This window comes from Parabacteroides hominis (assembly GCF_014287585.1).
GTDB lineage: Bacteria > Bacteroidota > Bacteroidia > Bacteroidales > Tannerellaceae > Parabacteroides > Parabacteroides hominis.
Window position 1 is genome coordinate 77,903 of the sequence record NZ_JACOOJ010000006.1, and the last position, 12,695, is coordinate 90,597.

11 protein-coding genes are annotated in these 12,695 nt (G+C 48.0%); 7 read left to right on the forward strand and 4 right to left on the reverse strand.

Translation table 11 applies throughout. The annotated features are described in order from the left end of the window. Positions 1-4 precede the first annotated feature (4 nt). The 5 genes from recN (at position 5) to H8S65_RS05165 (ending at position 4,270) form a co-directional block, all read left to right on the forward strand. Complete coding sequence (gene recN / locus H8S65_RS05145; RefSeq protein WP_186928941.1) at positions 5-1,669, forward strand: DNA repair protein RecN; 1,665 nt, start codon at positions 5-7, stop codon at positions 1,667-1,669. Positions 1,670-1,734: 65 nt separating this feature from the next. After that, a complete protein-coding gene (locus H8S65_RS05150) occupies positions 1,735-2,568 on the forward strand; it encodes a hypothetical protein (protein WP_186928942.1) in 834 nt (277 codons plus the stop codon). A gap of 2 nt (positions 2,569-2,570) precedes the next feature. Further along, positions 2,571-3,011: a hypothetical protein gene (locus H8S65_RS05155; protein WP_186928943.1), complete on the forward strand. Its 441-nt coding sequence runs from the start codon at positions 2,571-2,573 to the stop codon at positions 3,009-3,011. A gap of 107 nt (positions 3,012-3,118) precedes the next feature. Continuing rightward, the gene (gene rlmB / locus H8S65_RS05160) at positions 3,119-3,868 is read left to right on the forward strand and encodes a 23S rRNA (guanosine(2251)-2'-O)-methyltransferase RlmB (RefSeq protein WP_186928944.1); all 750 of its coding nucleotides are present in this window, start codon (positions 3,119-3,121) and stop codon (positions 3,866-3,868) included. Between the two features lie 21 nt (positions 3,869-3,889). Further along, the gene (locus H8S65_RS05165) at positions 3,890-4,270 is read left to right on the forward strand and encodes a RidA family protein (protein ID WP_186928945.1); all 381 of its coding nucleotides are present in this window, start codon (positions 3,890-3,892) and stop codon (positions 4,268-4,270) included. A 146-nt stretch (positions 4,271-4,416) separates the two neighbouring features. Here H8S65_RS05165 and H8S65_RS05170 read toward each other — a convergent pair whose 3' ends face one another. Next, positions 4,417-6,231, reverse strand: coding sequence for a YgiQ family radical SAM protein (locus H8S65_RS05170; RefSeq protein ID WP_186928946.1), 1,815 nt, complete (start codon positions 6,229-6,231; stop codon positions 4,417-4,419). Positions 6,232-6,435: 204 nt separating this feature from the next. Here H8S65_RS05170 and H8S65_RS05175 point away from each other — a divergent pair, with 204 nt between their 5' ends. Beyond that, entirely contained in the window at positions 6,436-7,437 is a 1,002-nt protein-coding gene (locus tag H8S65_RS05175) for a malate dehydrogenase (protein WP_186928947.1), read from the forward strand. Between the two features lie 115 nt (positions 7,438-7,552). Here the strand turns inward: H8S65_RS05175 and H8S65_RS05180 are convergent, their stop codons facing one another. From H8S65_RS05180 to ispE, 3 genes are read right to left on the reverse strand one after another with little or no spacing between them, the layout of a single operon-like run. Then, the gene (locus H8S65_RS05180) at positions 7,553-10,045 is read right to left on the reverse strand and encodes a S9 family peptidase (RefSeq protein WP_186928948.1); all 2,493 of its coding nucleotides are present in this window, start codon (positions 10,043-10,045) and stop codon (positions 7,553-7,555) included. Positions 10,046-10,067: 22 nt separating this feature from the next. Then, positions 10,068-10,643: a class I SAM-dependent DNA methyltransferase gene (locus H8S65_RS05185; RefSeq protein ID WP_186928949.1), complete on the reverse strand. Its 576-nt coding sequence runs from the start codon at positions 10,641-10,643 to the stop codon at positions 10,068-10,070. Next, positions 10,640-11,449, reverse strand: coding sequence for a 4-(cytidine 5'-diphospho)-2-C-methyl-D-erythritol kinase (ispE, locus tag H8S65_RS05190; protein WP_186928950.1), 810 nt, complete (start codon positions 11,447-11,449; stop codon positions 10,640-10,642). Before ispE ends, H8S65_RS05185 begins: the two co-directional genes overlap by 4 nt. 410 nt (positions 11,450-11,859) lie before the next feature. Between ispE and H8S65_RS05195 the strand changes: the two genes are divergently transcribed. Next, complete coding sequence (locus H8S65_RS05195; protein ID WP_186928951.1) at positions 11,860-12,630, forward strand: DUF4469 domain-containing protein; 771 nt, start codon at positions 11,860-11,862, stop codon at positions 12,628-12,630. The last annotated feature ends 65 nt before the right edge of the window (positions 12,631-12,695 follow it).

Below are 12,695 nucleotides of genomic sequence, written 5' to 3' on the forward strand. Positions count from 1 at the left end.
AACTATGTTGAAATCTTTATTCATACGGAACTTTGTTCTGATAGACAGCCTGGACATTAAGTTCGATAAAGGTTTTTCTGTGATAACCGGTGAGACGGGGGCAGGAAAGTCTATTATATTGGGGGCGCTTTCCCTGGTCTTAGGACAGCGTGCAGATGGAAAGAGCATTAAGAACGGTTCTGAAAAATGTGTGATAGAAGCTGTCTTCGATGTCTCCCGCTATAAGCTGGAAGAATTTTTTCTCACGAATGACCTGGAGTATGATGCGGAGATTTGCATTCTTCGCCGGGAATTGTTTGCATCGGGAAAGTCCCGTGCTTTTGTAAACGATTCGCCTGTCCCGCTTTCCGTGGTGAAGGAATTGGGAAGCCGGCTGATCGATATCCATTCGCAACACCAGAATCTTTTGTTGGGGGATAACCGGTTTCAGTTGAAAGTAATCGATGTAATGGCCGAAAACGATATCCTGCTGATCCTTTACCGGAAGGAATACAGCCGTTATTTGTTTTTGAAAAAGGAACTGAAAGAACTGACCGAAAAGGCTCTCCAGACCAAGCAGGAGGAAGATTATGTGCGTTTTCAGTTGGAGCAGTTGACCGATGCCGGTTTGGTTGCCGGTGAACAGGAAGAACTGGAACAGGAACTGGAAACCCTTTCCCATGCCGAAGAGATAAAAGGTTCTCTTTATAAGATAACCCAACTGCTGGACGGGGAGGAACAGGGAGCCGTCCAACTGATAAAAGAAGCCCTTTCCACCGCAGACAGCCTGGAACGCTATTATCCGAAAGCGAAAGAAATAGCCGAGCGTCTGCGTTCCGCCTATATCGATATGAACGACCTGGCTTCCGAAACGGATGTGTTGAAGGAGGATATCGAATTTAATCCTGAACGCTTGGATTGGGTGAACGAACGTCTCAATACGTTATACTCCCTGGAACAGAAACACCGGGTATCCAATGTGGAAGAGCTGATAGAATTGCAGGAAAAATATAACGAGCAGCTAAAGGAGATCGATTCTTTTGATGAACAGATCGAATCGTTGAAAAAGCAGTTGGAGGTTTCTCATCGGGAATTGCTTCAACAGGCTGCCGTGTTGAGCGAACAACGTAAGATCGCCTCGAAAGCGATCGCCACCCAATTGGTGGAAATGGTTGTTCCGTTAGGTATGCCGAATACGCGTTTTGCGATCGACTTTGTGCCTAAACAGGAGCCGGAAAGCGATGGAATGGACGAAATCCGGTTTATGTTTTCCGCCAATAAGAGTGCGGAACTGCAACCGGTAGCTCAGACGGCATCCGGAGGCGAGATCTCCCGCCTGATGTTATGCATTAAGGCTATGATTGCCGGATTTACGGCGTTGCCTGCCATCATCTTTGACGAAGTGGATACGGGTGTTTCCGGGGATATCGCCGATAAAATGGGGGATATCATGCAGGAATTAGGTACGAAGATGCAGGTTTTTGCCATTACTCATCTTCCCCAGATCGCAGCAAAGGGAAAAGACCATTATTTTGTTTATAAGGAAGATACGGATGAACGGACCGTTACCCGTATCCGGAAAATGAATAAGGAAGAGCGCGTGAAAGAGATTGCGCGTATGCTGAGCGGTGCTTCGTTGACCAGTGCTTCTATTGCAAATGCGAAAGAACTGTTGAAAGCTAAAAATTAAACCTTTTCATCGCTGTCTGGTCATAATAGCAACAAAGTGTAAGTGCTAATTAAAAATTGAGTGACATGAAGAGATTGAGTATTATATTAATGGTGGTCCTTTTTTGCAGCTTGCAGGGACATGCACAATTTTGGATCAGTTTCGGATGGAATGAACCCCATTGCCAGAACTGCCTCTGGATGGAACAGGCAATTCGTATGACGAACCGTCAGGCTGCCGAGTATCATAAGATCATTCATCGATACGGGGAGAAGATCGAGCGTGAAGCGCGTAAGCATTATCGCTATTGGGACCAGTCCGCCCAGAAGATCTATAAGTTGCGTATGGAGCGGGACCGGAAATTGCAGCGTCTCCTTTCCCCTTCGCAGTTCCGTCTATATGTGCGTTTCGTCCGTGAGACACCGACACGCATCCACGACTGGAGAGGTTGGTATAATAACCCGCATTATCCGAACTACCGTCCGTCCAGTTCCTGCCATCGTTATGAAGATCATTACTGGCATTGCCAGTGGGAATATACGAACAATAGATGGTTCGACCGCTTTGACGACGGCAAATGGTATCCCGGTAAGTACGATCGTCCCGGCCATGATAACGGACAGTGGAGGCCGGACAGGCATGATCGTCCTCAGCCGAATCATAACAATGGCCGTCCCCACCATGACAATGGACAGTGGAAACCCGACAAATACGATCGTCCGAACCTTCAGGGAGGCCGTCCCGGTTCCGATAATCACAAGAATAAGCACGATAAGGACAAATATGACAAGAAACGTCCGGACCGGGATAAAGACAGGCATTACGATAAGGACAAAAAAGAGGACAAACGCTCTGACAAGGATCGTACGAATAGTCGGCAACGTACGAGCAACAGGCGGAGCATAGAGAAAAGTATCTGATAATGGGATTTAGAGTAAACCGACGCACCCTGCTTTTGATAGCCGGGTGCGTTTGGATCATAGCAGGCATCAATATCTTAAGGATCGGCATCGTCACGTGGTTGAACGATGCCCATTACTGGCTGTTTAAAGTCGGAGAGGCAATTGTTGTTTTCCTGCTTTTCTTCCAGTTTGTCTTTCGTCGTTTGTTTGTTAAACATTCCGAGCGGATTTCACAGAAAGGGGAAAAGAACTGTCCTTTTTCATTTTTTGATGTGAAAGGCTGGATCGTGATGATCTTTATGATTACTTTCGGCGTTACGATCCGTCATTTCCAATTGCTCCCCAACTCCTTTATTTCGGTATTTTATACCGGACTCTCATCTGCCTTGATTATTACCGGTATTTTATTCCTGATCCGGGCTTATTCATCGTCCCGCCATAAGCTGAAAAGCGATAGCTAATATATACGAGAGTATATAATAAAAGCGTAAATCTTTGTATCTTTGTCCACATAAAGCCGGGAATAGTCGAATTGCCCGGTGATAAAAAACGGAAAAGATATAGAATAATGAAAGAAAACGAAATGGTGTTCGGCATCCGTGCCGTGATCGAGGCAATCCAGGCCGGTAAAGAGATTGATAAAATATTGGTGAAACGTGAACTGCAGGGAGACTTGTCTCGTGAACTGTTTGAAGTTCTGAAAGGACGTGACATACCTGTACAGCGTGTGCCTGCCGAACGTCTCGACCGTTTGACGCGTAAGAACCATCAGGGGGTAATAGCCTTTATCCCGGCTATCACGTACGAGCGGCTGGAGAATATTATTCCGTTTGTGTATGAACAGGGAAAGAATCCGTTTATCGTGTTGTTGGATGGGATTACGGATGTCCGTAACTTCGGTGCGATTGCCCGTACCTGCGAATGTGCCGGTGTGGATGCGATCGTGATTCCTTCAAAGGGCAGCGTAACGGTGAATGCCGATGCGATTAAGACCTCGGCCGGTGCGCTCCATGTATTGCCTGTCTGCAAGGAAAAAAGCATTACGGAGGCCATCCGTTTCTTACAGGCGTCAGGAGTAAAAGTCTATGCAGCCAGTGAAAAAGCCTATGAGAATTATACGGCTATCAAATATGACGGACCTGTGGCGATCGTGATGGGAGCCGAAGATACGGGAGTCTCGATGGATAATCTTCGTATCTGCGACAGCATGGTGAAGATCCCGCAGTTCGGTACGATCGGTTCGCTGAACGTATCGGTCGCCTCTTCCATCCTGATCTATGAAGTGGTTCGCCAGCGGATGAATGAACAAGCACAATAACGTTATTAAAATAAAGAAACAATGAAGAAAGTTATCGCAACAAAAAATGCACCTGCCGCTATCGGTCCGTATAGCCAGGCGGTACAAGTAGGAAATATGCTGTTTGCTTCCGGCCAGTTGGGTCTTGCTCCCGCAACAGGCAATTTCGCAGAAGGAGGAGTGAAAGAACAGACCGTACAGGCATTCAAGAATGTACATGCAATTCTGGAAGAAGCCGGTCTTAGCATCGACGATGTCGTAAAGACAACCGTATTCCTGGCTGATATGAGTGATTTCGCTGCTATGAACGAAGTATATGCTTCTCAGTTCGAAGGTACTTTCCCAGCCCGTTCAGCTGTCGCAGTCAAGACATTGCCGAAGAATGGCCTGGTGGAAATCGAAGTGATTGCCGTAAAGGAATAAAACAATTGTCTTTGATTACGAATATAACTGCTTTTGATTTCAAAGACAGTTATATTCGTAATTAAAGACAGCTTTTGCTAAATGTATTTCGTGAACTTGTATCGGTCATGCAATTTTTTTGTTCCTCTTCGCTCAAAGAAGTGAAATTACTTTCCGAATAGCTTTCCGATCAAGTCTTTCTTTCCTATCTTCTGCAATGCTTGTGTGATTTGGCGGCGGAACTCCGGTTTATACCAGAAAAAGAACTGACGTTGTGCCAGTTTTTGTTCTTTCGTATGGGCCGTATATACCTTTTCCAATGTATAGGGATGATACCCTGTGTAGTACATCTCCGTTGCCAGTGTCATGGGGGTAGGTGTAAAATCCTGTACCTGTTCGAGCTGGAAATGCAGCTTCTTGGTCTGGATAGCCAAGTTTGCCATATCCGCCTCGGTACAACCGGGATGGCTGGATATGAAATAAGGGATTAATTGCTGGTTCAATCCGTGTTGCTTGTTTACACGGTCGAATATCTTCTTGAATTGTCCGAAAAGCTCGAATGAAGGTTTGCGCATCATCTTCAGGACATTGTCCTCCGTATGTTCGGGTGCGACTTTGAGACGGCCGGAGACATGGCGGGCTATCAGTTCCTCCATATAGGTATGGGCTGCCTTGTTCAGATTGTCATCCGCATACCGGTGCAAGAGCAGGTCATAGCGGATGCCGCTACCGATAAACGAACGTTTGATTTCCGGCATGCTGTCCACTTCTTTGTATATATCTAACAACGGCGTATGATCTGCATTCAGGTTCTTGCAGACGACAGGAGAGATGCAAGAAGGTTTCTTGCACTGGGCGCAGATATCCGGATTCTTCCCTCTCATCCGGTACATATTGGCCGAAGGGCCGCCCAGGTCGCTCAGATATCCTTTGAAGTCCGGCATTTGGGTGATCTCCTTAACTTCTTTCAATATGGACTCTTTACTTCGTGAGGCGATAAACTTTCCCTGATGCGCCGAGATCGTACAGAAAGCACAGCCCCCAAAACATCCCCGGTGGATGTTTACCGAGAACTTGATCATCTCGAAAGCCGGTATCGTCTTCCCTTTGTATTTAGGATGGGGCAGGCGGGTGTAGGGCAGGTCGAATGACGCATCTATCTCTTCTTCCGTCATAGGCGGGAAAGGGGGATTGACGACTATCGTCTGTTTGCCTACCTTTTGCAGGATGCGGGAAGCCTGCTGCTTGTTGGATTCTTCCTCTATATGTTTGAAGTTCTTGGCCTGTTTCAGTTTGTCGCGCAGACATTCTTCATGGGAAAAGAGATTGATATCGTCAGGTAGCGGCTCTACCGTATCAGTTAAATAGGCGGTCTGCCGTATATCTTTGATCTCATGGAAGGGAGTTCCGGCTTGTAACCGGCTGACCAGTTCTTTCAGGGGAAGTTCTCCCATGCCGTATATCAGTAAATCCGCCGGGCTGTCTTTCAGGATTCCGGGGAGCAGCTTGTCCTGCCAGTAATCGTAATGCGTGACTCGGCGCAGGGAAGCCTCTATACCTCCTAATACGACGGGAACATCCGGGTAGATTTCTTTCAGTATCTTCGTGTAAACGATGCTGGGATAATCCGGGCGCATGCCGGCGCGGCGGTCCGGCGTATAAGCATCATCGCTGCGCAGGCGTTTGTTGGCGGTATAGTGGTTGATCATCGAATCCATCGCTCCGGCAGAGACACCGAAGAAGAGGCGGGGTGCTCCCAGTTTCTTGAAGTCCCGGTAATCCCCGCGCCAGTCCGGTTGCGGAACGATTGCTACGCGCAGTCCCATCGCTTCGAGTGTCCGCCCGATGACGGCAGCCCCGAATGAAGGATGGTCCACATATGCGTCTCCGCTGAAAAGTATCACATCTATATAGTCCCATCCGCGGGCTTCAACTTCTTTCTTTGTAGTAGGCAGCCATGCCTCCGGTCTGAATGTTTTCATGCAGGCAAAGATACGAATTATATTCTGTCCGTCATGATGGGGCCAAGCCATAACTTTTGCTTATGGGAGATAGGAATTAATGATTAGCAAGTGATCCTTAAATCCCATATCTTTGCAAAGGAAAAGAAAAATAAGGTTTGCAAGAGAACTTTATGATTCTTCGGAATGTTTTATAGGAAGACATACATTAAAAAACAATACAATATGAAAACATTGACAGACGAAAAGCTCACGATCGTAGGGGCAGCAGGTATGATTGGTTCGAATATGGCTCAGACAGCCATCATGATGGGACTTACTTCTAATATTTGTTTGTATGATCCGTACGCTCCGGGTTTGGAAGGAGTAGCTGAAGAATTGTTCCATTGCGGTTTCGAAGGCGTTAATATCACTTTTACTTCCGATATCAAAGAAGCGTTGACTGGTGCTAAATATATCGTAAACTCCGGTGGGGCTGCCCGTAAGGCAGGAATGACCCGTGAAGACTTGCTGAAAGGAAATGCCGCTATCGCCGAAGAATTCGGTAAGAACGTAAAGGCTTATTGTCCGGATGTCAAGCATATCGTAGTTATTTTCAATCCGGCCGATATCACCGGTTTGATCACACTGTTGTATTCAGGTTTGAAACCTTCGCAGGTGACGACTTTGGCTGCTTTGGACTCTACCCGCCTGCGTAGCGAACTGGCTAAACATTTCGGCGTATCTATGGATGTTGTAGAGAACTGCCGTACATACGGCGGCCATGGCGAACAAATGGCTGTTTACGCTTCTACTGCGAAAGTGGAAGGCAAACCGTTGGCTGACATGATCGGCACGGATGCCTTGACTAAAGACCAGTGGGCTGAAATCCAGACGAAGGTGACGAAAGGTGGCGCCAATATCATTGCTTTGCGCGGCCGTTCTTCTTTCCAAAGCCCGTCTTATGTTTCCATCGAGATGATTGCTGCCGCTATGGGCGGTAAACCGTTCCGCTGGCCTGCCGGCGCTTATGTCTCCAATGGCAAGTTCGACCATATCATGATGGCGTGGGAAACTTCCATTACAAAAGACGGCGTAGCATTGAAAGAAGTAAAAGGAACTCCGGAAGAAGAAGCTGCTTTGGAAAAGAGCTACGAACATCTTTGCGCATTGCGCGACGAAGTGATCGCAATGGGTGTTTTGCCTCCGATCTCCGAGTGGCATGCATTGAATCCGAATATTAAGTGAAAAGTCAAAAAGACAGGTAAAGAGATTTAGGTTATCAGAAAATAGGTTGTAGATATTTATTTTAAGGAGTATGTCAAAAGGGCTTTTCATCCCCGACATACTCCTTTTTTTGCAATTATAAATGTCTTTCCGGGTAAAGTGCATCCCACCATTGCGGCTCGTCCTTCAGGTATTTGGCAAACCAGGCGAAGATGGTGTTTTGCCATTCAAGACGTTTCTTGTAATCCGCCACTCCGTGGTTCTCACCGTCTACCTGGACGAACTCAACCGTTTTCCCAAGTAACTTCAAAGCCAGGAACATCTGGATGCTTTCTCCGATGGGCACATTCGTATCCGCATTTCCGTGAAGCAGCAGGAGAGGCGTTTGGATCTTGTCTGCATTGAACAGCGGACTGTGCTTTGTGAAAAACTCCGGATTATTCCACGGGTAAGTGCCCGTATTGGCAACCGAGCAATATCCGTATCCCCAATAACCTTCACCCCAATAGCTGCTCAGGGCGCTGATACCCGCATGACTGACTGCGGCAGCAAACAGGTCGGTCTTTGTTTGCAGATATTGCGTCATGAAACCGCCGTAGCTTGCGCCGGCACAACCGATTTTCTTCGGATTGACGAACGAATGTTCTTTGCAGAACTGTTCTGTCCCCTGAATGATTTCATCGGCAGTCTTGTCTCCCCAGGCGTTTACGTGGCGGGCGGCGAACTCTTGTCCGAAGCCGGTCGTGCCACTTGGGTTCAAAGTGTAGACCACATAGCCGAGGGCGGCATACATATGCATGGAGTAGCTGAATTCCAACGCACGGTTAGTAGGAGAGGTTCCGCCGTAGTAATAGACGATCATCGGATATTTCCGGGATGCATCGAAGTTGGGCGGAAGATAATAGCGGCCTTGAATGACAGTCCCGTCGGTAGAGGTGAAATTCCAGTCGTGCACTTCCCCGAATTTGATGTCTTTCAGCTTGTCGGCCGACAAGTCGTAAATCAACTGCGTCTTGTTGTTCTTGGTGTTGTAGCTGTACAGGCGGTTGGCGTTGGATACGCTCTGTCCGTAGTAATACATGACCGGAGCAGCTTCGGCCAGCGAATAATTGTAGATGACGTCTTCCGGCAGGTCGAGGCGGCGGATCTTGCCGTTGGCGGGATTGCAGGTATAGACACGCTGGTAATCCTGGTCTTCCGTCAGCATATAGATCTGTCCGTCGAATTTGCTCCATTGCGCAGTCGTGACGTTCGGATTGAAGTCTTTGGTAAGCGCCTTTGCTTTCCGTTTTGCCGGATCGTACAGGAAAAGCTGTCCGTCGTAGGTGTTGGATATCTGTCCCTCTTGGATGTTCAGGCCGATATTGTCGAATGCATTGCCCGAACCGAACACCATCAACTGCTTGCCGTCCGGCGAGAAAGTCGCCCCATTGATGTATTTGGCTTTTTCCCATAAAGTGTCGATCGCCATGGTCTGCAAATCCAACTTATACATGGAATTGCCGGAGTGGGGCAATGAAGTATAATCCATCTCGCTGGTGCTGAACAGCAGGTAACGGCTGTCGGCACTGACATCATTAATAAAGGTGTTGTTATGCCCGTATGTCAACTGTTCGTACAGGCCGGTCTGAAGGTCGTAGCGCCAGATGAAATAACGGTTGCGGAATCCCGGCAGGCGATCGTTCGGTTCCAGGATACGAAGCATATCCGGACCGTCTTTAGGACCTTCTTCCTGGATGGTATAGAGCAATGTCTTTTCATCCGGTGTAAAACTGAAACTGCCTTCCGGCAGGTTTTCCGCCAAGACTTCTTCCTGCATGGTTGCCGGATCGACGGTTACCAGCTCTTTCCCGTTCATTCCGGTACGGGTGAAATACATCTTGTCGCTCGTCGGCATCCAGTCGGCAGTCAGGATAAATCCTTTGTCCTGCAATAAAATCCGTCCGGTCGCTGCATCCCGCAATTGGGCGTATTGTTCGCTTTTTCCTCCTTCCATGCGGGTATAGTATTTTACCAGCACATATTTCCCGTTAGGCGATACGCTCGTTCCCCGGAATTGTGTCCCTTCCAGGATATCGCGCGACGTATATCGCTTTTCCGGATTAAGGGAAGCGATTACTTGTGCCTCTTCCTCGCTTTTGAAGATGGCTTTCAGGGTGGACGAACATGTATCGGTGTCGGCGGTCAGGTATTTGACCACCACTTCGTAACGATGCGGTTCCAGCGCCAGTTCGGAAGTCGCGCCTACCGGTTTATTATTGACAAACACTTCGAATGTGCCCGGTCCGGAGACTTCAAGCGAGCCTTTCGTGTAGCGGTCGCTGTTCAGGTAGAACGAATAGAGGTGCAAGGCATATCCCTTTTCAGGCGCCGGGACGGTGATCAGTCCGGCGGTATCTGCATCGATAACGCCCGCATTGCTCAGGGCGCGGTCGAAGGGAATAGTCGATTTGACCAGGTTTTTGGCCTCGAAAGGTTTGCCATTGACATTCAGGCTGTCTGCCAGGATCGGCTTGTTGACCGCTATCGGCCCGGCATGAAGGTACTGCATCACTTTGACGTCTTCCGCCGCCTGCGTGGCGAAAGCCGAAAAGAGGAGTAACGGGATAAGTTTAATCTTCTGATTCATGTATTGTGTATATTTAGAATGTTTATTTGCGGGTTGCACTGACCATATAGAGTCGGTCATTGTCTTCCATCGCGTTGACGCTAAAGAAAGGAGACAACATGCGAGCCAGTTCGGCTACGGGAGGCAGTCCTTCCGACAGTTTTCCGGCGTGCTTGTCATGGTGTCCGTTGATCTTGTCGCGGCTTTCGCTGTGGCAGATCACCAGTTCGCCGCCTTCCGGCAGCAGGCCGGCCAGATGGGAGATCAGCTTCTGCGGTTCCGGGAAATGAGGGAAAACACTGTAGGCGATGATATAGTCGAAAGATTCTCCCTGTATATCCCACACGTCCTGGCAACGAAAGTCGACGATCGGTGTTGCATATTTGCTCCTTGCCTTTTCGATCATCCCCGGAGAGATATCCACTCCCACAATTTGCCGGGGAGAATGGGGCAGGAGGTAACTCTCCAATACACCGGTTCCGCATCCTATGTCCAGTATGCGAAGCCCTTTCCTCAGTCCGGTCTTTTGCAGGATATCATTCAGCTTTTCCGGATCATGGTAGCAAAGTTCGTCCCACCGGTCGGCAAGAGTATCGAAGAAGTCCGCCACCTTGTTCATGGCAATTGCCCCTCCCAGACAAAACAACCGGTAAAGAGGGCTTTGAGGTCGGTTGCCTCTCTGAACAGTCCGAATACGGAAGAGCCGGAACCGGACATCGAAGCATATACGGCTCCCTTTTCATACAGTGTGTCTTTAATCCCGGCAATGACCGGATGCTTCGGGAAGACGCTTTTCTCGAAATCGTTTACCATCAGTTCCCGCCATTCTTCGACCGGTTTGCCGATAATTTCTTTTAAAGAGGTTTCCGGAGCTTCGGGCGTCACCATCGAATAGGCTTCGGGAGTCGAAACGGCTACATCAGGTTTGACGAGACAGAGGTGATAACCAGCCAACGACAGTTCCACCGGTTCGAAGATATTTCCCGTGCCCGATGCGAATACCGGCCTATTGCGGATAAAGAACGGGCAGTCCGCCCCGATCGAGGAAGCCAGTTCCTCCAAATCATCCTGTGGGATATGAAGCCCGCAATAGTCGTTCACCAACTTCAGCATAAAGGCTGCATCAGCCGAACCTCCCCCAAGTCCGGCTCCGAAAGGAATAGCTTTCAGCAGATGGACTTCCAGTTCCGGAATTTCATGCCGTGACTTCAGCAGGTTCAGCGCTTTGACAACTAAGTTCTTTTCTGCCGGAGCATCTACCGGAATGCCTGTTTGCGTGAAAGAGAACCTTCCGGCTCCAACTATTTCCAGCGCGTCTTTCACCGGAATCGGATAGAAAATCGTTTCGATATTATGATAGCCGTCGGGACGTTTGCTTACGACATTCAGCCCCAGATTTATTTTGGCATTAGGAAAACAGATCATATCTAATTACTTTTAATGATTGGCAAATGTAAGTATTAATACAAACTTTTCCATACAAATCATGGGGTAACTGTATTAAATTATGGCTTGTGGAAGGTGAATCTGATAAGTTTGCAGATGGGGAATGTTTACTTAGTTCGTTATGAACTATGGTTATACTATTGACAAAGATAGTAAATATCCCATAACTGCTTATATATAGTTCCTATTTATCTGGCATTTTATGAGTTTATTTTGCCTGTGAACGGATTAGATTATACTTTGAATCTCTGATTATGGTATAAACAGGGGGATCATCCGCTGGCTTTTTATCGCCTTTCTCTTTACTGTAGCCGATTTCAAGAACTATATCAGGCCTTGATTTTGAGTAATCGACTTAGTTCATAACGAACTAAGTAAATTAGATTATCATGGCAAACGAACCTAAAAAGCGCAGTATCACAGGCAAATTGGTAGCCAACGTACTGACCGAACGTGAAGACGACTTCACATGTAATGTAACCTATGTGGCAAACCGTTCTATCAAAGACCTTTGCCGGATAAGAGCGGCCAAAGGGAGCAAGTACACTGCCGCAGAGTATGAGAGCATGTACAACGATCTTGAAGAGACGGCGAAAGAAGAAATGTACTCAGGTTCTACCGTAGAATTTGGCTTTACGAACAACTCTCTTGGAGTCGACGGGCCGTTTATCGGACCGGGAGCCACTTTTGATCCTGCCAAGAACAAGGTATCCATCCGCAGCACCACCCGCTCGGTTTTCCGTGAAGATTTGAAGAGTATAAATGTAATCATTTCAGGTATCGAGGAAAATCTCCCTACGATCACCACCGTTACCGATGTCGTGACCGAAAAGGTCAACTCGCAGCTCACCCCGTTAGGCAACCTCAACGGCGAAGGCAAGCGCGTCAAAGTGGTAGGTTCGGAAGGTTCGATCGTCGGATTCTTCTTTATCAATGCCGAGACGGAAGAAGAAACTGCCGTTCCGAAAACTTCTATTTCCCGCAACGATCCGTCGTTCTTCTCTTTTACGATTCCACAACTGGCAAAAGGCTACTACTATCTCGAAATCGCTACCCAATATGGCGGTAACAGTAAAACAGTCCTTAAAGAGGTGCGCCGTAACCGCTTCCCCTATAAGCTGAGAGTTGGCGAGGATGAGGAAAGACCGGGCGAACTCTGATGCCCTCTTTTTTTACGATGACCGTAACAGAGAGGTTACGGTCATCGTAAAGCCTCTGTTACGAC